Source organism: Pedobacter terrae (genome assembly GCF_036946585.1).
Classification (GTDB): domain Bacteria; phylum Bacteroidota; class Bacteroidia; order Sphingobacteriales; family Sphingobacteriaceae; genus Pedobacter; species Pedobacter terrae_C.
Window position 1 is genome coordinate 451,215 of record NZ_JAQIIV010000003.1, and the last position, 19,840, is coordinate 471,054.

General features: G+C 39.9%; 15 protein-coding genes and 1 rRNA gene. 5 read left to right on the forward strand and 11 right to left on the reverse strand.

Translation table 11 applies throughout. From position 1 onward, the window contains the following. Positions 1 to 48: 48 nt before the first annotated feature. From PGN18_RS06880 to PGN18_RS22355, 6 genes are all read right to left on the reverse strand, one after another. Positions 49 to 1,179 (reverse strand): sensor protein KdpD, encoded by a 1,131-nt coding sequence (locus PGN18_RS06880; protein ID WP_335318685.1) that lies wholly within the window; start codon positions 1,177 to 1,179, stop codon positions 49 to 51. A 389-nt stretch (positions 1,180 to 1,568) separates the two neighbouring features. Next, positions 1,569 to 2,639, reverse strand: a complete 1,071-nt coding sequence (locus PGN18_RS06885; protein WP_335318686.1) for a porin — start codon at positions 2,637 to 2,639, stop codon at positions 1,569 to 1,571. 247 nt (positions 2,640 to 2,886) lie between these two features. Further along, on the reverse strand, positions 2,887 to 3,447 hold the full coding sequence (locus PGN18_RS06890) for a K(+)-transporting ATPase subunit C (protein ID WP_335318687.1): 561 nt from the start codon (positions 3,445 to 3,447) through the stop codon (positions 2,887 to 2,889). A 100-nt stretch (positions 3,448 to 3,547) separates the two neighbouring features. Next, positions 3,548 to 5,575 carry a potassium-transporting ATPase subunit KdpB gene (kdpB, locus tag PGN18_RS06895; RefSeq protein WP_335318747.1) on the reverse strand — a complete coding sequence of 676 codons (2,028 nt, stop codon included), beginning with the start codon at positions 5,573 to 5,575 and terminating at the stop codon, positions 3,548 to 3,550. 89 nt (positions 5,576 to 5,664) lie between these two features. Then, on the reverse strand, positions 5,665 to 7,377 hold the full coding sequence (gene kdpA / locus PGN18_RS06900; RefSeq protein WP_335318688.1) for a potassium-transporting ATPase subunit KdpA: 1,713 nt from the start codon (positions 7,375 to 7,377) through the stop codon (positions 5,665 to 5,667). 38 nt (positions 7,378 to 7,415) lie between these two features. After that, complete coding sequence (locus tag PGN18_RS22355; protein ID WP_205058966.1) at positions 7,416 to 7,493, reverse strand: potassium-transporting ATPase subunit F; 78 nt, start codon at positions 7,491 to 7,493, stop codon at positions 7,416 to 7,418. Positions 7,494 to 7,970: 477 nt separating this feature from the next. On the opposite strand from PGN18_RS22355, the gene PGN18_RS06905 reads away from it, so the two are divergent. Both PGN18_RS06905 and PGN18_RS06910 read left to right on the forward strand, forming a co-directional pair. Further along, entirely contained in the window at positions 7,971 to 9,032 is a 1,062-nt protein-coding gene (locus PGN18_RS06905; protein ID WP_335318689.1) for a glycoside hydrolase family 43 protein, read from the forward strand. Positions 9,033 to 9,038: 6 nt separating this feature from the next. After that, positions 9,039 to 11,615: an alpha-L-arabinofuranosidase C-terminal domain-containing protein gene (locus PGN18_RS06910; RefSeq protein WP_335318690.1), complete on the forward strand. Its 2,577-nt coding sequence runs from the start codon at positions 9,039 to 9,041 to the stop codon at positions 11,613 to 11,615. Positions 11,616 to 11,712: 97 nt separating this feature from the next. Here the strand turns inward: PGN18_RS06910 and PGN18_RS06915 are convergent, their stop codons facing one another. Continuing rightward, a complete protein-coding gene (locus tag PGN18_RS06915) occupies positions 11,713 to 12,681 on the reverse strand; it encodes a phosphatidylinositol-specific phospholipase C (protein ID WP_335318691.1) in 969 nt (322 codons plus the stop codon). 171 nt (positions 12,682 to 12,852) lie between these two features. On the opposite strand from PGN18_RS06915, the gene PGN18_RS06920 reads away from it, so the two are divergent. The 3 genes from PGN18_RS06920 to PGN18_RS06930 are packed head-to-tail and all read left to right on the forward strand — an operon-like array spanning position 12,853 to position 15,746. Beyond that, positions 12,853 to 14,037, forward strand: coding sequence for a glycosyltransferase family 87 protein (locus tag PGN18_RS06920; protein WP_335318692.1), 1,185 nt, complete (start codon positions 12,853 to 12,855; stop codon positions 14,035 to 14,037). Then, positions 14,034 to 14,966, forward strand: coding sequence for a glycosyltransferase family 2 protein (locus tag PGN18_RS06925; protein WP_335318693.1), 933 nt, complete (start codon positions 14,034 to 14,036; stop codon positions 14,964 to 14,966). The genes PGN18_RS06920 and PGN18_RS06925 overlap by 4 nt, the downstream gene beginning before the upstream one ends. Next, the gene (locus tag PGN18_RS06930) at positions 14,967 to 15,746 is read left to right on the forward strand and encodes a polysaccharide deacetylase family protein (RefSeq protein WP_335318694.1); all 780 of its coding nucleotides are present in this window, start codon (positions 14,967 to 14,969) and stop codon (positions 15,744 to 15,746) included. An 84-nt stretch (positions 15,747 to 15,830) separates the two neighbouring features. On the opposite strand, the gene PGN18_RS06935 is transcribed toward PGN18_RS06930, so the two are convergent. The 4 genes from PGN18_RS06935 to rrf all read right to left on the reverse strand — a co-directional run bounded on the left by PGN18_RS06935 (position 15,831) and on the right by rrf (position 19,790). Further along, on the reverse strand, positions 15,831 to 17,228 hold the full coding sequence (locus PGN18_RS06935) for an IS4 family transposase (RefSeq protein WP_335318695.1): 1,398 nt from the start codon (positions 17,226 to 17,228) through the stop codon (positions 15,831 to 15,833). 157 nt (positions 17,229 to 17,385) lie between these two features. Continuing rightward, complete coding sequence (locus PGN18_RS06940; RefSeq protein ID WP_335318748.1) at positions 17,386 to 19,152, reverse strand: S8 family peptidase; 1,767 nt, start codon at positions 19,150 to 19,152, stop codon at positions 17,386 to 17,388. A 181-nt stretch (positions 19,153 to 19,333) separates the two neighbouring features. After that, positions 19,334 to 19,555, reverse strand: a complete 222-nt coding sequence (locus PGN18_RS06945; RefSeq protein ID WP_335318696.1) for a hypothetical protein — start codon at positions 19,553 to 19,555, stop codon at positions 19,334 to 19,336. 123 nt (positions 19,556 to 19,678) lie between these two features. Beyond that, positions 19,679 to 19,790: ribosomal RNA gene (rrf, locus tag PGN18_RS06950) — 5S ribosomal RNA — on the reverse strand. Between the last annotated feature and the right edge of the window lie 50 nt (positions 19,791 to 19,840).

Sequence of the window (19,840 nt, forward strand, 5' to 3'; positions counted from 1 at the left end):
GAAAATACCGGTTTCAAAAGCTAATCTTAAGATACGGAGTATGCTTTTTCATGATAAAACAACCAGATCAATATCCCTTAAGGCCAAATTTTTTAACAATTCATTAAAAACCGCTGTACGTAAAATTACTTGAAAAATATTAAGATGGGGTTTGCCGATACATATTGTGGTAATTTCCTTTTCGGAAGCGATGTCAATGATGGTTTTAGTAATGGCGTTACTCTTTATTTTAATCACTTCGGCACCCATTTCTGTAGCGAGTTTAAAATGGTTGATCAAATGACGTTGTTTATCCAATTTAATGCGTTCCAGGCTTTCACTATCGCTTTGCACATATAGCACCATCCATGGTGATCGGTAATACGAAGCCAGTCTGGCGGTTTTCCGGATCACTACTCCTGCAGTTTCAGCATTAGAAGAAATACAGGCCAAAAAACGCTCTGGCCTAAGTTTAATTGATTTGGGAATTTCGGTCTGGATTTTACGCTCTACCTGATGCACTACTTCTTTTAAGGCCAACTCTCGCAGCTGAAGAATTTTATCAGATTGAAAAAAGTTACCTAATGCCCTTTCAATTTTTGATTGATCGTAGATTTTGCCTTCTTTAAGGCGGGTAACCAATTCGTCGGCTGTAAGATCAATGTTTACGATTTCGTCGGCAATCTCCAGTATCTTATCCGGGATCCGTTCGGTAATGGCTATGCCTGTAATTTGCTCGATTTCTTCATTAATACTTTCCAGGTGCTGGATATTTACTGCAGAAATGACACTGATCCCTGCTTCGAGCAGATCGAAAACATCTTGCCAGCGTTTGGTATTTTTACTGCCTTCGGCATTGGTATGGGCAAGTTCATCCACAATCACAATTTCGGGATGATGGTTCAAAATCCCGTTCAAGTCCATTTCCTCTATTTCTTTGCCCCGATAAAAGATTTTTCGCCGCGGAATAAACGGCAGGCCAGCCACAAGTGCTTCTGTTTCTGACCTTTTGTGGGTCTCCACATAACCAATACAAATATCTACCCCATTCCGCAGCAAGGCATGCGATTCCTGAAGCATACGATAAGTTTTGCCGACACCAGCACTCATACCAATATAGATTTTGAGCTTTCCACGCCTGGATTTTTTAACCAGATCTAAAAAGTGTCTGACCGATTCTTCTCTTTGTTCTCCTTCCATGATCTACCAGGTAATATTCATTATTCCTTTTTCTATGAATATCGTAATCGCAACCATCATAACCAACGTAAATAATAAGATTATAAACCTAAAAGAGATCTTGTTACAAAGCAGTTTAAAATATTTTTCTGTAGTATAACTTCTCCTTTTCGCAACTTTTGTATTTCTTTTTAACATTCAATTTTCGCATCATTGATATCCCCAGGAACGCTAAAAAAAAGCTGAATATGATTTCTATATAGGGATGCATTATTTTATCAAGAAATTGTTATAGAAATTAATTTCACTTTAAAAATGGTCGTCATTCCCGCGCAGGCGGGAATCTTAATGCGCCATGTATTTGCATTAAGATTCCCAATCAAGTTGGGAATGACGAACGCTTTGGTATGCTAAAACGATACTGCGATACTAGCCGTTAAACTTGCATTGCCATTAACCTCAGCACCTTCTCTTGCAAAAATTTTGTCTTTGCTATCGTAGGCCTTTCCTTCCAACCTTACAACAGCGTTGGCTATTGGCGAATAATCAAGATTCAAAGAATAACCTTTGGTTTTAAAACCTTGTGGTGTGCCAGTAGCAATAAAAATTCCGTTTTGATCTTCATAATATTCAAACCTGCCGGCAACGGCCCATTTTGGGGCAAACTTATATTGTGCAATAGCTACCGGAGAAATGACTTCGTTTTTATCACTGCTGCCTTTTTGTTTTTGTTGCGTGCCGTAATCAAATCCGAGGGTTACACCAAATTTATCGGTTAGCTGAAAAATTCCATATACATTGTGGTAAAACCGATTAACCCTAACCGAATCAGCACCTTCCGTTCCAAGATAATTACTGTAGTTTAACGTAATTTTATCTGTCGGTTTCCAGGTAAGCTGGAGTCCGCCGGCAGGTTTGTTATTTCCATTTTGGCGGGTAATGCGTTGCCATCCGTTTAAATACAATGCAATAGCCGTAAATTTACCGTCTTTTGTTCCATAAGTAATTTTTGCACCTGATTCGTAATAGGGCGTGTTTTCTGAAGCAATATTTCTGGTCAGCACCCAGCAATCTTTAGAAACTGCACTTTCGAAACCGATGTGCGAAGAAAAGATTCCGGCATCGATCCAAAGGTTTTCTGTTTTGGATAACTTTACACCAGCATTGGCCTCAAAGATATTTTTCAAAACCCCTGGCTCGGCAACCAGGTTGGTATTGGCATAAGTTCCGGCCATTACCGCTAAATTAGCCCTGATGATTCCGCTATCATACGCGGCTTTGATAAAACCCAGGTTCAGGTTTACTTCATTTGTGCGGTTATGGGAATAAATGAAACCAGGACGGTTATGGTCTGCAGGTTTATTAAAATCGTACCCGTAATAGGCTTCAAGGTAACCCGCTACTTTAATTTTGGGTTCTTCCTGTGCTTTTGCAATAAATCCTGCAGTAAGTGTAGCGGCAAGTAATAGTATTTTTTTCATTTTATCTGATTGTTTTTATTGGGCAAAGCATGAGGCCTTTTGTATGTTTGAGCCAAATACATTGTTATTGTTTTTTAGGATATTGTTTTTGTTAATACTCCCCCGCGGCCGTCATTGCGAGGAAGAATGACGAAGCCTGCCGGCAACAGGCTGGCAATCTTTCTGCTATCATAAGCTTTCAATAAAGATTGCTTCAACCAATGAAAAATTGGTTTCGCAATGACGACTTTGGAAGAAAAAACTTAAATTAAAGCGCATCAAGAGCAAGATTTAACTTCAGCACATTTACTGATGAAGGTCCAAATAAACCCATAAACGGTTTAAGCGTATTCATGGCCACGAGTTCTTTCACTTTTCCAACATCGATTTTGCGGGCTGCAGCAACCCTGTTTACCTGGATAGCCGCACCTTGCTCTGAAATATTTGGATCAAGTCCGCTTCCTGATGCGGTGACCATATCGGCAGGGATATCCGACTTTTTAATACCCGGATTGTATTTCAATAAAGTATCAACACGCGATTGCACTTCTTTTAAATAATCTGGATTAGACGGCCCTTTGTTAGAACCTGCAGAACCTGCTGCATTATAGGCTACGGCTGATGGTCTTCCCCAGAAATATTCCGGTTTGGTAAACGACTGACCTAACAATGCATAGCCTACCGTTTTACCATTTTTGGTGATTTTTTCTCCGCCACCATTTCCTTTAGACATTTTACCAATAAAGGCTACACTGATGGGATATATTACGCATAACAAGACCAATAAAACTAATGTTAAGCGGATAGATTGAATGATATACTTTTTCATTTTGTTTTCTTTTTAAAATTCTTACTTCATTCGTCATCCCGAATTAATTCGGGATCTTAAAGCGCCTGCACTAAGATTCTTCGCTGCGCTCAGAATGACATTATACAAATAAGCCAACCAATAAATCAATTATTTTGATCCCTATAAACGGAGCCACTACACCACCAATACCATATATAAATAGATTTCTGCGTAATAAGGCAGTTGCACCGATTGGTTTGTAAGCCACGCCTTTTAGGGCCAACGGAATCAGGATCGGGATAATAATGGCGTTAAAAATAACAGCCGACATAATCGCTGATTCTGGCGAATGCAGACCCATAATGTTCAGGCTTTGTAGCGCAGGAATTGAAGCGATAAATAAGGCCGGAACAATGGCAAAATATTTGGCCACATCATTCGCGATGGAAAAAGTGGTTAATGTACCGCGGGTAATCAGCAATTGTTTACCGATTTCTACAATCTCAATCAGCTTGGTAGGGTCATTATCCAAATCAACCATGTTACCGGCCTCTTTTGCGGCCTGTGTTCCACTGTTCATGGCTACACCCACATCAGCTTGTGCCAAAGCAGGCGCATCATTGGTACCATCACCCATCATCGCTACCAGCTTACCAAGGGTTTGTTCATCTTTAATGTAATTCATTTTATCCTCAGGTTTAGCCTCGGCAATAAAATCATCTACACCTGCTTTCTCCGCAATATATTTAGCCGTCAACGGGTTATCTCCAGTTACCATCACTGTTTTTACGCCCATTTTCCTTAAGCGCTCAAAACGTTCGCTAATCCCGGGTTTAATAATATCCTGTAATTCGATTACGCCAAGGGCTTTTTCATTCTCAGCCACCACTAAAGGTGTTCCGCCGTTGGTAGCGATGGTTTTTACATGGTCTTCAATATCAGAAGGGAAATGGTTTCCAGCTTTTTGAACCATATTCCTGATCGAATCAAAAGCACCTTTTCTGATTCTTTTACCCTCTACAGTATCCAATCCGCTCGAACGGGTTTCAGCAGTAAATTTGATAAATACAGATCCTTTTGGTGTTCCGGCAGATTTAACACCCTGCTCAGCGGCCAGTTCGATGATCGATTTTCCTTCTGGCGTTTCATCTGCCAAAGAGCTGAATACACATGCATCAGTAAAAGCTTTAATGTTTACGCCCGCAGTGGGATAAAAATTGGTGGCTTTACGGTTACCAATGGTAATGGTTCCTGTTTTATCTAACAGTAATACATCTATATCACCTGCAGTTTCCACCGCTTTACCCGATTTGGTAATTACGTTTGCCCTTAACGCCCTGTCCATCCCTGCGATACCAATGGCAGATAAAAGTCCGCCGATAGTGGTTGGAATTAAACATACAAAAAGGGAAATCAATGCGGCAATGGTGATCGGTGTATTGGCGTAATCAGCGAAAGGTTTCAAGGTTACGCATACAATAATGAATACCAGGGTAAAACTGGCCAAGAGAATAGTTAAAGCAATCTCATTTGGTGTTTTCTGACGGGATGCACCTTCAACCAAAGCAATCATCTTATCTAAAAAACTTTCTCCCGGAGCTGTACTTACCTGAACTTTAATCTCATCAGATAAAACTTTTGTTCCGCCGGTTACTGAAGACTTATCGCCTCCAGATTCGCGGATTACCGGTGCAGACTCACCAGTAATGGCCGATTCGTCGATAGTAGCAATACCTTCGATAATCTCTCCATCAGTAGGAATCGTATCACCTGCTTCGCAAATAAACACATCGCCTTTTTTTAACTGGTTGGATGAACGGATTTCGATCGTACCATTAGCTAAAAGCACTTTTGCAGGTGTTTCTTCCCGGGTTTTACGAAGGCTGTCGGCTTGTGCCTTTCCTCTCGCCTCTGCAATGGCTTCAGCGAAGTTTGCAAACAGAACGGTAAGCAATAAAACCAAAAAGATAAAGAAATTGTATAAAGGCGATCCTTGTCCGTCATGGCTGAAAGCATATACCGTAACATAAGCCATGATCAGCGTTCCAATTTCTACGGTAAACATGACCGGGTTCCGCACCATTGCCCTTGGATCTAGCTTGATTAATGATTGTTTTAGCGCGGTCTGCACTAAGGCAGGTTCGAACAATTTATTGTTGGGTTTCATATTATTATTGATGTATGATGGAAGATGTGTGATGGATGATGTAGGAGTTAAATATCCATTTTCCGTCATCCATCTTACCTTTTCCATTTTTAGTGAGTAAAGTATTCTGCCAACGGGCCTAAAGCCAGGGCAGGGAAATAAGAAAGTGCATTTAAAACGATGATCACCGCAAAAGTCATCAGTGCAAAGGTTTTGGTATCTGTTTTAAGCGTACCGGCCGATTCAGGGATGAATTTTTTAGCACCTAGTAATCCAGCGATAGCAACCGGTCCGATAATGGGTAAGAAACGGCCCAGGAAGATTATAATACCAGTAGATAGATTCCAGAACATATTGTTATCGCCCAATCCTTCAAATCCCGAACCATTGTTGGCATTTGATGAAGTCATTTCATATAACATTTCAGAAAATCCGTGGAAACCAGGATTATTGAGCCAGTTTTTAGGCTGAACCGCCCATGATGCATTGCCATGATTGGTAAAGATGTAGCTTGCAATGGCTGTTCCGGCCAGAATCAAAAACGGGCTTAACAAAGTGATGATAGCCGCAATCTTGATTTCTCTTGCTTCTACCTTGTGGCCTAGAAATTCAGGCGTTCTGCCTACCATGAGCCCGGAAATAAATACGGCAACAATCAGATAAACAAAGTAATTCAATAAACCAACACCACAACCTCCGTAGAATGAATTGATCATCATGGCCAACAATTGCCATAAGCCGGTTAAAGGCATGGTACTATCGTGCATACCATTTACTGATCCGGTAGAAATTACGGTAGTTAATGTACTCCAATAAGCTGTAGCTGCAGGACCGAAACGCACCTCTTTACCTTCCATGGCGCCAGTAGTTTGAGCGATACCCATTTTGGCCAGGGCGGGATTTCCGCCCAGCTCTGAACTTAAGGTAGGTAAGAGCAAAATGAACAAACCAATGGTCATTACCCCAAAAATGGTCCAGGCTAATTTTTTCCTTCTGATGAAATAACCAAAAGCAATAATCATTGCTAAAGGAATAATGGTTTGTGCAATTACTTCCACCATATTGGTAAAATAGCTTGGGTTTTCAAAAGGATGTGCCGAATTGGCGCCAAAGTAACCTCCACCATTGGTACCTAAATGTTTAATCGCAATCATTTGAGCGGCTGGCCCTCTCGAAACGTTAACGGTATCGCCTTGCATAGAAATAAATTTATCTTTACCCTCATAACTGGCAGGTGTACCATTAAAAGTTAAGATTAGGGCCATTACAAAAGATAATGGCAATAATAAACGGGTAATGGATTTCACAAAAAATTCCCAGAAATTGCCAAGCTCGCTTGTTGTTTTGTCTCTAAATGCTTTAAAAAGAACAACCGCAGCTGCAATACCTGTTGCCGCACTTACAAACTGGAGAAACATCAGCACGTATTGTTGAGTAAGGTAACTAACGCCACTCTCGCCCGAATAGTGCTGGAGATTACAGTTGGCAACAAAGCTGATAATAGTGTTAAAAGCAAGGTCAGGTGTCATCCCAGGATTTCCATCCGGATTGAATGGAAGCTTATCCTGAAAAATAAGTACAAAAAACCCATAAAATAACCATAGAATATTAATGGTAAGCAGTGCTTTTAACTGCTGTTTCCAGTTCATCTGTTCTTTAATATTGATTCCGGAAAGCTTGTAAATACCTCTTTCCAATGGTTTTAAAAAATCTGTCCAGACTTTTTCTCCTGCAAAAACCCTGGCCAGGTATTTACCTAAAGGTATGGCGATAACCAAAGTGAGTAGAAATGTGGCAATAATGCCTGTTAATTCAGTATTCATTTCTTAATTTGTTAAATACTCCATTCAGGAGGTAAGGGTTAAAATTTTTCGGGTTTGATCAGCACGTAAATCATATAGATAAATACGGCGATGGCGATCATAAATAATGCGGTCATAGTGTTAGATTTTTTCGAACCAGTTTATTGATTTGTAGGTAGCCCAGCAGAGCAGCACCAGGATTAAAAAAATTAATATTGTCATGATTGTAATGTTTTTACAGACCAGTAGCCAACTCTTATACCACAAAAGAGATCAATCATATAAGCATTTGACAAACAAAAGGTTAAACAAAAATCATTTATCTCATCCGTATGCAGGCATAAAAAAACCCTTCCATTTTGGAAAGGTTTTTTTCATATTGGTAGCAGGCGTTATGTTACGCACAATCTTAGACGGCCTTACCGTTTCTTTCTTTTGTAATTTACTTGCATATCATAATGGTAATGTAGACAAAATGAGCTGGTCATAAGCCTATGTTTTTCTTTTTGTTTCAGGATGAATAGCCGTTCACGCAATTATTTCTGCATAAGTTGTTTAAATAATAATCGTTATAAAGACGATTATTATTTAAATTAGAAAAAATTATAATAAATATGACTACCCTTTATAAAACTGGAATAGTTTTGCTGCTGACACTTTTTTCCTTAAGCGCAGATGCACAGTATGAAAGGAAATTACCTCGCGAAAAAGATATGGCGGCTTATCTTATGGTGTATTTCAAGGATGACACACATGGGCTTTACATGGCAATTAGTAAAGACGGTTATAGCTTTACCGATGTAAATAATGCGAAGCCAGTAATTGCTGGTGATAGCATTGCAGAACAAAAGGGCATTCGTGATCCATATATTTGCCGTGGACCTGACGGTTTATTTTATATGGCACTTACCGATCTGCACATTTATGGACAAAAGGCCGGTTACCGAACAAGTGAATGGGAACGCGATGGCAAAGGCTATGGATGGGGGAATAACCGTGGCCTGGTATTGATGAAATCGCGCGATCTGATCAACTGGTCGCATCAGGTATTACGCATCGACCAATCTTTTCCAGAATTAGCAGATATTGGCTGCGCCTGGGCACCAGAATTAATTTATGATGAAAAGGAAAAGAAACTGATGATTTACTTTACCATGCGATTTGCAAATGGAAAAAACAAACTCTATTATGCTTATATGGATAAGTCCTTTACCAAGCTGGAAAACACACCACAATTACTTTTTCAATATCCAAAAGACGTTTCCTATATCGATGCGGATATTACGAAAGTGGGCAAAAGTTTCCATATGTTCTATGTTCCACATGATGGCACCGCGGGCATTAAACAAGCTATTTCATCAACCATTAATAAAGATTATCAGTACGATGATCAATGGTACGATCCAGAATCGAAGGAATGTGAAGCCCCTACCGTTTACAAGCGTATCGGAGAAGATAAGTGGATATTGATTTATGATATCTATGGTATTTATCCCCACAATTTCGGTTTTAGTGAAACTACTGATTTTGTGAATTTTAAAAACCTGGGCCGCTTTAACGAAGGTATAATGAAATCAACAAACTTTTCTTCGCCAAAACATGGCGCAGTAGTACACCTCACTAAAAGAGAGGCACAGAAGTTAGCCGATAAATGGAATTTAAAAATTAAATTTTAACAGAAAATGAAAAGAAAATTTTGGCTTCTTGCTGTACTGATCTTATTAGCCGCCAATGTATGGGCGACAAATAAAAAAATTGCCAACGAACCCGATTCTGCCTATTTATTTGCTTACAATGCAAACGGACTCCGGTTTGCCTGGAGTTTAGATAAACAGAACTGGACGCCAATAGGAAATGATTATACCTTTTTAAAAAGTGACTATGGCCGATGGGGAAGCGAAAAAAAAATGATAACGCCTTTTCTTATCCAGGGCAAAAACGGCCTTTGGGTATGCATCTGGAGCCTGAACAACCGCACATTACAGTTTGCCACCTCAAGTTCGGTAGATCTGGTCAACTGGAATCCGCAGAACTATCCTTATGTAAATCAAGGTAAAAATGTTTTACGCCCAATTATTGCCTATAACCCTAAACTTGATGAATATACCGTAACCTATGCAGATGCTAATGGAAAATATTTCCAAACCAAAACCAATGATTTAAGCCATTATAGCCCTGTAAAAGAAGTCACTGCTTCAGCTTATCTGAATGGGAGTACATCAGTTAACCTACCTAATGCGGGTAATGGCCAGGTACACCGTTTACCATGGAAAGTTATTTTGGGTTTGAAGAAAGCATATGAACTAAAAGATTATAAATATAAACAGGATAGAGAAACGACTAAAGATGATGCACAACGTTTTGCAGGCCTCAAAAATGTGGAGGCTAAAATAACTTTCCAACCCCGTAAAGCAAAAGCGATCAGCAATATGCTAACAGGTGTATTTTTTGAAGATTTAAATTATGCAGCTGATGGAGGATTGTACGCAGAGTTGATTCAAAACCGGGATTTTGAATATCACCCGCGTGATAAGGAATATAACGATAAAAGCTGGAACAACAGTTATGCCTGGACATTGAAGGGCGATCGTGCAAGCATGAAAATAGATTCGGTTTCGCCAATTCATCCCAATAATCCGCACTATGCAGTTTTGGACATTCCTGTTGCCGGGGCATCCATCCTGAATAGCGGTTTTGATGGAATAGCACTAAAAAAAGGCGAAACGTACGATTTTTCTTTATCAGCAAAGTTATTAGGTACGAAAAAGATGAATCTTGAAGTAAGGCTGATAAATGATCAACAGGGAATTTTGGGTAAAGCAAATTTGAACACCACTTCTGCCAACTGGAAAACGGTCGCCTCAAGTTTGGTGTCGTCTGCTGACGCAACCAATGCAAAACTTGAAATCGTGATGGCTAATCCGGGGCGTATCGCAATTGATATGGTCTCGTTATTTCCAAGGAATACGTTCAAAGGCCGCAAAAATGGGCTAAGGGTGGATCTGGCACAAACCATTGCAGATATACAGCCCCGTTTTGTGCGTTTCCCGGGAGGTTGCCTTGCCCATGGAGATGGTATTGCTAACATTTACAAATGGAAAAACTCGATCGGCCCCTTAGCTGAACGCAAACCAGACCGAAACCTTTGGGGCTATCATCAAACGATGGGACTCGGTTATTATGAATATTTTCAGTTTTGCGAAGATATTGGTGCTGCACCCGTTCCGGTAATAGCTGCCGGCGTGCCTTGCCAAAATTCGGCTACAGGTGGTGGTGGCCAACAGGGCGGCATCCCAATGAGCGAAATGGGGCAATATATACAGGATATCGTTGATTTAATAGAATATGCCAATGGCGATGTAAAAACCGAATGGGGAAAGAAACGTGCCGAAGCAGGTCATCCAAAACCATTTAACCTGAGGTATATAGGCATTGGAAATGAAGACCAGATTACTGAAGTATTTGCTGAACGGTTTACGATGATTTACAATGCCCTGAAAAAATCGCATCCCGAAATTACCGTGATCGGTACTGCAGGTCCATTTTTTGAAGGAACTGACTATGAAGCTGGCTGGCAAATCGCATCAAACCTTAATGTGCCGATCATTGATGAGCATTATTACCAGTCACCAGGCTGGTTTATCAATAATCAGAATTTTTACGACAGTTACGATCGATCTAAATCTAAAGTTTACCTGGGCGAGTATGCAGCAAGTTTACCAGGCGGCAATAGAACTAACATGGAAACTTCGCTTGCTGAAGCATTGTATCTCCTTTCACTTGAGCGCAATGGCGATGTAGTGAGCATGGCATCTTATGCCCCACTTATTGCTAAAGAAGGTCATACACAATGGGATCCCGATTTGATTTATTTTAACAATACAGAAGTTAAACCTACAATAGGCTATTTCGTACAGCAATTATATGGGCAGAATGCCGGAGATGCGTATATTCCATCTACTGTGGAGCTTTCTTCTAACCAAGAAAACGTGAAGAAACGGATGGCCTGCTCGATGGTTAAAGATGCTAAAACTGGAGATTTGATCGTTAAACTGGTTAACCTGCTTCCGGTAACCGTGAACGCCTCGCTTGATCTCAACCAGAAAAAGCTCGGCAAAAATGCCATTAAAACCGTACTCTGTGGCAGTCCGGACGATAATAAAGCTGTTCCTCTTATTACAAACATTAGTACCGAGGCAACCAAACAGCTCGAGCTACCAGCTTATTCATTTACCGTTTTAAGATTTAAAGCGAAGTAGTTACAATGTAAATACTATTGCAATTAAGGATGCATAGTCTGATCAGACTGTGCATCCTTTTTAACTCATCCTGAACCAATAGATCGCTGCGTTAAGATTAGAAATTGGTATTAATAATTAGTTGGCTTCTGCCCGAATCAACAAAATCAAGTGGAATAATACCAAATTTACCATGGGTATTATTGGTAAAAAAGGTTGTGATTTTTGGGTTTACCGAATTCGACACCGTAGTAATACTTGGGATACTGAATACACCAGCTTTATAACCACTTGCATAGTTCAGGTAAAGTTTATTCGAGGTATCATTTTTGGCTTCATTTAACAAGGTTTCTATTCTCGTCCACTTGGTATTTACATCATTAACATTGTAAAAATCCTGAACCCTTAAATTTGCAGCAGCATTATTGATATCGAAAGTGGTATTGTCTGCCCATGCAGTTGCATCAATCCCTTTTGGTGACGATCCTGAAAATCTTCTCAACAACCTGATTTTTCCACGGATGCTGCCCAAAGTTGGAATGTTGTTTCCTAAATCCCATTTTGAAGGGTTTTGCTGCACGTAACTGTCAAAAGTTTGCTCGAACGACCTGGTGTTGTTAGCCGGCGTATGCTCCTCTTTGACACTCATAATAATGGCTTCTGTAGGGTGACTGTTCAGGAAATTGATACAGGCGGTTAGCACGTCATTAAAATTAAGGTTTTGATAAATGGCTCCATGATGAATGGCAAAAGCATTGTCAATGTGCCTGCATCGGATATCGAGGTAACGTACTCCTGCATTTAACTGATCGGCGATGCTGAGGTTCTGACATTTCGCTGTGCCTGCAACGGGCTCGATGGTAGCACCGGAATCGTGCGTACCTGGCATAGAAATGAGCGCTATGCTATTTTGGTCAGCAAGTACGCTCATCCAGTTATTAAGCGAAAAATTTGATAGCGCCGCACTTGGATTTACATTTTCTTTAAGTTTTGGTCCGGAAAATTTTTCAGTCTTTTGTTCTTCTTTTTTACAGGCGCTAAAGGTAAGCACCAGGGCCACAAAAAGTGGCAGTTGTAATTTTCTCATAGTTTTTTAAGATTGATGATTTATTTGGTTCAGGTTACTAAAGCTAGTAAAATGATTTACTAAATCGATATACCGTGAATAATTTCATAATTAATTAATATTGCCAGGCTAGTAACATGATCTATTTCGTGTTGACGTAACAAAATAGTTATATTGCGGAACCAAATGATAATGAACATTTCTACAAAAAATAAGCTCAGCAAACTCTCTTCATTACTTTTAAATAGGCAATGTGTATTCGCTGTTTATCTCCTATTGGCTATAGTAGCTGGTTTAAAGCAATATAGCCATCACTCTTACAATAATTACCTGATCTTCAAATATGTATATTGGCATACTGTAGACCTTCAGAATTTGTATCATAATTACCCCGAATACCGAGACAGTAACCACTACGGGCCAGTATTTTCCATTTTCATAGCACCTTTTGCTTTACTACCTGATGGCCTCGGTAGTATACTTTGGAACATAGCCAACGTAGCGATATTACTTTGGGGAATTTACAGCCTTCCAATTTCACTCAACAAACGAACAATTATAGCCTGGATCTGTGCACATGAAGCCTTGACCGCACTCTTTAGTTTCCAATTTAACATTGCCCTAACGGGATTAATTTTACTCAGTTTCTCTTATCTGATTAAAAAGAAAGAAGTACAATCTGCTTTTTTTATCGCTATAGGCACATTGATTAAACTTTATGGCATCGTTGGATTGGCATTTTTCTTCTTCACCAGGAACAAGTTCAAATTCATTGCAGGATGTTTTATCGCATTTCTGGTATTGTTTGTACTGCCCATGCTTATTTCGTCCCCCTCCTTCGTTATTCAATCTTATACAGATTGGTACCATTCCCTGGCTCATAAAAATGACTTGAATGCCTCACTAACCTCATTTCAGGATATTTCATTGATGGGCATCGTAAGGAGAACTACAGGAAATATCAATATTTCAAATGCACCGTTTTTATTGGCAGGCCTTACCCTATTTGGCTTACCCTATTTAAGGATTAATCAATACAAACATCTGGGCTTTAGGTTAATGTTATTGGCATCAACGCTTATTTTTACCGTTATATTTAGCAGCGGTTCCGAGTCGCCAACTTATATTATTGCTTTTGCAGGAGTTGCCATTTGGTTTATGGTACAACAAAAGCCAAAAAAAGGATGGGTCATTGCCTTATTTGTTTTTGCGTTTATATTAACCAGCCTATCTCCAACGGATATTTTCCCCAGGCCAGTTAAAGAATTTATTCGTCTATATTCGCTTAAAGCCCTACCTTGCGTTATCATTTGGCTAACCATAATCTATCAAATGATGAAAGAAGATTTTGAATCTTATCTGATTACCGATAAATGAATAAGTTAGTTTCTATAGTAATCCCTGCTTACAACGAAGCCGATAATATTTTTGTAATTGCCGAAAGTATTAAACAAGTTTTTTCAACCATCAATTATGATTACGAGATCATACTGGTTGATGATGGAAGCGCTGATCATACACTCGAAAAAATTAAGGATTACGCCTCAACAGCAAATAATATATTTTTCCTCGAGTTTTCTAAGAATTTCGGTCACCAATTGGCTGTTAAAGCGGGCATGGACCATGCATTTGGTGATTGTGTGATTTCTATGGATTGTGATATGCAACACCCTCCGGAACTGATTTCCGATATGATTGCAAAATGGGAAGCGGGTTATGAAGTGGTTTACACCATTCGCGAAGATGATAAAAATTTATCGAAAGGTAAAAGAAGCTCATCAAGTCTGTTTTATAAAGTATTAAACTGGCTTTCTGATATTGATCTGGAACCTGGGGCGGCAGATTTCAGGCTGCTCGATCAGCGGGTGGTTAATGTTTTCCGTAACTTTCATGAAAACGAACCCTTTCTTCGTGGTCTGGTAAAATGGCTGGGTTTTAAGCAATACGCTATTAAATATAATCCGGCGGCACGTTTTTCGGGCAAAAGTAAATACACCCTCAAAAAAATGCTTAGGCTAGCCCTGCATGGTGTAACATCTTTTAGCATCAAGCCACTCTACACGGCAGTTTATCTGGGTTTTATTCTTTCTTTTGCCTCCGTATTATATATACCATATATCATCTACGCTTTCGTTAACCATGTAGAAGTTTCCGGCTGGGCATCCGTAATTATGACTATTGTCTTTTTTGGAGGATTACAGCTTATTATCCTGGGGATAATAGGTATTTACGTAGGTAAAATGTTTATGCAAACTAAAAACCGCCCGAATTATATTATCCGTTCATCCAATATTCAACAAAAATAAATGGTACTGTTAAGTTTTGATATAGAAGAGTTTGATATGCCTTTTGAGTATGGAAAAGATATTTCTTTTGAAGATCAGATTGCCATTTCGAAAGCAGGAACCATCGCCATTTTAAATATCCTGGATAAATACAGTGTGAAAGCTACTTTTTTCTGTACCGTTACCTTTGCCGAAAATATCCCCGATCTGATTAAACGGATTACCGAAACAGGACACGAACTCGCTTCGCATGGTTATTATCATTCTGATTTTAAACCCGAACATTTGCTTCAATCAAAACTAAAGCTGGAAGAAATTTCGGGCAAAGAAATTATGGGTTATCGCATGGCGAGAATGATGCCTGTTGATGAAAAGGAGATCGAGAAAGCCGGATATACCTACAATACGTCCATTAATCCAACTTATTTGCCTGGGCGTTATAACAATTTTAATATTTCAAGAACGCATTTTATTAAAGATAAGGTTTTGCAGATTCCTGCTTCCGTTAGCCCATTAATTCGTTTCCCGTTATTTTGGCTCTCTTTTCACAATCTGCCCTTAGGCATTTATAAAACTTTAGCCAGCTGGACTTATAAAAAGGATAAATACCTGAACATATACTTTCACCCATGGGAATTTACCGATTTAAATGATTTTGAACGTTTTGGTTTCCCTGCTTATGTAAGGAAAAACACGGGTACAAAAATGATCGAGCGCATGGAAGCGCTTATTTCATGGATGAAAGCAAAAAACTACCCATTTGGCACCTTCCAGGAGTTTATTAAAAGCCTGGATTCTTAGATTTTAAGGATATCTTCATTTCATTCAGGGCAGTAACCAGCGTGTTTAGCCCCCTGCCCGTTGCAGCTACTATTAGGACACATCTTAAGTTTTAAATGCCGCAAGTTTCCAGCCTTGATAGATATCTTCAAATTTATCCAATCCTCTTTTTATTATAATGGGTCCTGCTGGTTGGGATCTAACATTTCCTTTCCATCCCCCAAGTCTTGCGATAATCCAACTTGCCCAGGAGAGTTTGTCTTTTCGGTATGGATTAATCGTTTTCGGTGTTTTTGGCAGATGATTTTTCTCAATAGCTTCCAGACAATCAATTTCCTGTTGATCAAACACTTCCTTGAGCTCTTGACAGTCCTCTTTGCCATAGGCCAGATAAAGCTGCATCACCCTCAGTGCTGCATTTAATACCATCAAAAATAGTTTTCTAATTGCCCATCCTGTTTCCAACTGGCTCTCTTCTATCTGAAAACCTTGTTTTTTTAGTATGCGGAACAGTTGCTCGATATACCATCGCTGTGTATACCGACAAACTATCTTCAGGGCTTCCTCTAAGCTTAAGGTGGGCTGGTCTGTGAGCAGCCTCCAGCACACGCCATCTTTGGTGTCATTATTCTTTTCCCTTGCTTCTATAGCATATAGTTCTTTTTCTTCAGCTATCTCTTTGCCAACTCCGTTCCTTGGCTTTTTGATACTTACCTTTTGACACCTTACCTCCATTTCCACGACTCTTTTGGTTTTATCTTTGCGCAGGTCGGCCGGTAAGGTTAGTAGGTATCCGCCCAGAACTGGGGCGTTCCTCAATACCGAATGTAATTTGGAACCATCAGCCAGTCTTCGGTTATCCCTGCTCCGGATGATCAAACTGGTACGGGAATCTGGAACTAAACAGAACTGCTCATAGATATCGCCCTCTCTATCCTGGATAATGGTAACATGGGCTGCCTGTGATAAAACATCTTTGGTTTTCTTGCCCGCTTTAATCCATTTATAAGATTCCTTTTCTTCAATCGCTTCTGTTTTGTAAACCTTGGTGGTATTATTCGACTTGTCCCTGGTTCTGTGCCATAACTGGAGGTCGCAATAGCCCAATATGTCTTCACTACCGGCATCAAGTACCAAACTCACATGGGAAAGAAATCCTAAACCTGTTTTATTTCCAACCAAACCAAGTCCACTTCCAGGTTTAATGTTATTGGCATTTTTGCTTAGCCCGAAGGAACTGGTATCCTGAATTACCAATACATCTTTACCCATTGTGTTTTTAACACACCGCTGTATCATCTCTTTAATCAAAACGGACTCATTAACAGCCTCATTGCCCAGAAAACGATAAAAACCTCTCTGTTCTGCTTCATTTTTTGTAGCTGAATGAATGCTGGAGCTCCTGCTTTGAAGTAGGGATGAAGATATCAGCTCTGCTCGACGCTCTAATCGTTTATCTCCCAAAAGCCCATCAAAATCTGGTTTATGTCCTATGCGATCCATTCTGCAAAGATATTTTTTATTTGTGTCCTAATAGTAGCCGTTGCAGGCGGGCGGGCGAAGCGACATCCCCGAATGCGCAGCGGAGGGATACAGCGGAGCACGGGAACAAGCCTACATAGCTGCAATGACACTGCGCTCCACAAACTAAAAACCTATCTTACTTATAAGTCTCTGCCAATTTCAGTGCGTTGTAGGCATTAACAATCCCACCACTTACACAAATTTCACTAAAAGGTACACGCGTGTTTTCGCCTCTTTCATTTTTGTATTTCACCTTATGCGCCACTTTTGAAACCGATTTCATGATAATTTGCCGTACCTGTGCTGGCTTTAAATCCGGATAATAACTTAAAATCAATGCCGCCAAACCTGCTACAACGGGCGAGGCCATACTTGTTCCATCCGCCTCTTCATATTTATTGTTGGGAACGGTTGAGTTGATTAAAAATCCAGGGGCAAACACATCTACACTATATTTACCATAATTAGAGAAACTGGCTTTCAGATTATCATCATCTTTATAAGCACTTGCACCAACTTCAATCCAATTACTGGCGTGAGGCAAATTAAACTTTGCGGAGTCGATTAGCACAGGTTTTACTGTTATAGATCGATCATAAGGTGACCTCATACCCATTCCGTTATTTTGTGCCATAGGTTTAGGTGGCGTAAAATCTGGCTTGCTTGGTTTTTTATTGGCTTCCTTATAAACTTCTGCCGCTTTGCTATCGAAAAATTTATTTGGGAAATTCTCTTCAATATCGTTATTCTGGTTATCATTTCCGGCGGCATGCACTAACAATACCCCTTTAAGTTCAGCATACTTTACTGCAGAATCTACCGCCTTTTTATCCCATTTATAACTTTTACCAAAACTCATATTAATTACTTTCGCACCATTGTCCACGGCATATCTGATACCATTGGCCACATCTTTATCCCGTTCATCACCCGTCGGTACAACCCTGATCGCCATAATGCTTACCTGATTGGCTACTCCCATAATACCGATTGAATTAGTGCGATCGGCACCAATGATTCCTGAAACGTGCGTACCATGAAAGGCATCCGGACCTTTTACATCATTATTTCCATAATCCTTTTGATAGGCATTGCTATAGTCATCACCAACCAATTCTGCACGCATGTCATACTTAGGATTTAAATTGTACTTCAACATCGCATCGTATTGTTTGTACCCTTCTTTAATGCTCTTATAAAATTTTTCGAAACCTCCATCTTCCCTTGCACCTTTTCTGATGATGGTTTTAACCTGCTCTTCAGTTTCATCATCAGGTTTATAGCGATCCACATCATCCATCGTTGGAATTTCTCTCTTACTGATTTTAGTTACCGTATCTAAAACTTTGTTAATGGCTATTAAAACAGAAAAAGTATTGCTGGCGTCTTCGTATTTTTTACCAAAATCGCCAACCATTTTTTTATACAGTCTAAATTCCTCTTTCTGCGAACTGTCCAATGGTGTTAAATTGGTTGTCGATTGGTATTTTGGGGTATAAATTCTTAACAACCGAACGAGTTCTAAATTATCGAACTCTAAATTGCCTTTTTTAGAGCCAATAAAATTCCAGCCATGGATATCATCAATATACCCATTGCCATCATCATCTATTCCATTTCCAGGAATTTCTTTTTTATTCGTCCACAAAACACGTTGTAGATCCGGATGTTTAGTATCTACACCACCATCTATTACGGCTACAACAACATTTTGTTTAGGTTTTTTATCCTTTAAAAGTTCACGATATGCTTTCTCAGTGCTGATACCAAAATAGCCATTTTCCAGTAAATCGAGGTTAAACCAATTTGCAGGGAGTTGTACATTCTTACTTTGCGCAAAAACATTAAAATGTAGACATAAAATAAAGGCAAAAAAAGTTAATTTCTTAAAGTTCACATTCATCATCATAATATGTACGTAATCCTACAATAATACGGTTTTATTACTTTTAGGTTGCAAGTTTTCACATCTTTTAACAAGTGGTTGAGCTATTTCGGAGCGCAGTTTCCTGTGCGTTTAGGCCGGGTCCCGTCCTGCTGTGCGCTTTATCCTTTTGGAAACCCTGTTCCATAAACAATTTTTCCTAGCCAAAAGGGATACCGCTGCCATCAAGGCTATCAAGCAGGGATGGAAGATGGAAATCATGTAAGATGGATAATGGAACATCTGCGCAGATCAGCGCTTTCTGTGGGAACAAACCCTTAAGACCATAATGATGGAAACCGCCCCATGCTCCTGGCTCTCTGCCCCTAGCTGATGTAAGATGGAAAATGGGTGATGGAATGGTTTCTGCGCAGTTTAGCATTTCTGCGGGAAAAGCATTTAAGCTGCCTTACGGTTGGAAACCGCTCCATGCCCCATGCCCTCTGCTCTCTGCCATAAAACAAGAAAGCCCTTCAACATTTCTGCTGAAGGGCTTCTCTTTAAGATCTGGCACCGACCTACTCTCCCACGTGTTACCGCAGTACCATCGGCTCTGGTGGGCTTAACTTCTCTGTTCGGAATGGGAAGAGGTGGACACCACCGATATAGGCACCTGAATATTTTTATTTAAGGTTGAGGGAGGGAGGGTTTTAGGGTGGAGGTTTTA

What these genes read in the sequence shown, in the direction of transcription:
- PGN18_RS06890 (WP_335318687.1), bottom strand. Translation starts at nt 3,447, where the DNA reads ATGAAAAAGTATATCATTCAATCTATCCGCTTAACATTAGTTTTATTG.
- PGN18_RS06930 (WP_335318694.1), top strand. Translation starts at nt 14,967, where the DNA reads ATGGTACTGTTAAGTTTTGATATAGAAGAGTTTGATATGCCTTTTGAG.
- PGN18_RS06885 (WP_335318686.1), bottom strand. Translation starts at nt 2,639, where the DNA reads ATGAAAAAAATACTATTACTTGCCGCTACACTTACTGCAGGATTTATT.
- PGN18_RS06915 (WP_335318691.1), bottom strand. Translation starts at nt 12,681, where the DNA reads ATGAGAAAATTACAACTGCCACTTTTTGTGGCCCTGGTGCTTACCTTT.
- PGN18_RS06925 (WP_335318693.1), top strand. Translation starts at nt 14,034, where the DNA reads ATGAATAAGTTAGTTTCTATAGTAATCCCTGCTTACAACGAAGCCGAT.
- PGN18_RS06920 (WP_335318692.1), top strand. Translation starts at nt 12,853, where the DNA reads ATGAACATTTCTACAAAAAATAAGCTCAGCAAACTCTCTTCATTACTT.
- PGN18_RS06945 (WP_335318696.1), bottom strand. Translation starts at nt 19,555, where the DNA reads ATGCTAAACTGCGCAGAAACCATTCCATCACCCATTTTCCATCTTACA.
- kdpB (WP_335318747.1), bottom strand. Translation starts at nt 5,575, where the DNA reads ATGAAACCCAACAATAAATTGTTCGAACCTGCCTTAGTGCAGACCGCG.
- PGN18_RS06935 (WP_335318695.1), bottom strand. Translation starts at nt 17,228, where the DNA reads ATGGATCGCATAGGACATAAACCAGATTTTGATGGGCTTTTGGGAGAT.
- PGN18_RS06940 (WP_335318748.1), bottom strand. Translation starts at nt 19,152, where the DNA reads ATGAATGTGAACTTTAAGAAATTAACTTTTTTTGCCTTTATTTTATGT.
- PGN18_RS22355 (WP_205058966.1), bottom strand. Translation starts at nt 7,493, where the DNA reads ATGACCGCATTATTTATGATCGCCATCGCCGTATTTATCTATATGATT.
- PGN18_RS06910 (WP_335318690.1), top strand. Translation starts at nt 9,039, where the DNA reads ATGAAAAGAAAATTTTGGCTTCTTGCTGTACTGATCTTATTAGCCGCC.
- kdpA (WP_335318688.1), bottom strand. Translation starts at nt 7,377, where the DNA reads ATGAATACTGAATTAACAGGCATTATTGCCACATTTCTACTCACTTTG.
- PGN18_RS06880 (WP_335318685.1), bottom strand. Translation starts at nt 1,179, where the DNA reads ATGGAAGGAGAACAAAGAGAAGAATCGGTCAGACACTTTTTAGATCTG.
- PGN18_RS06905 (WP_335318689.1), top strand. Translation starts at nt 7,971, where the DNA reads ATGACTACCCTTTATAAAACTGGAATAGTTTTGCTGCTGACACTTTTT.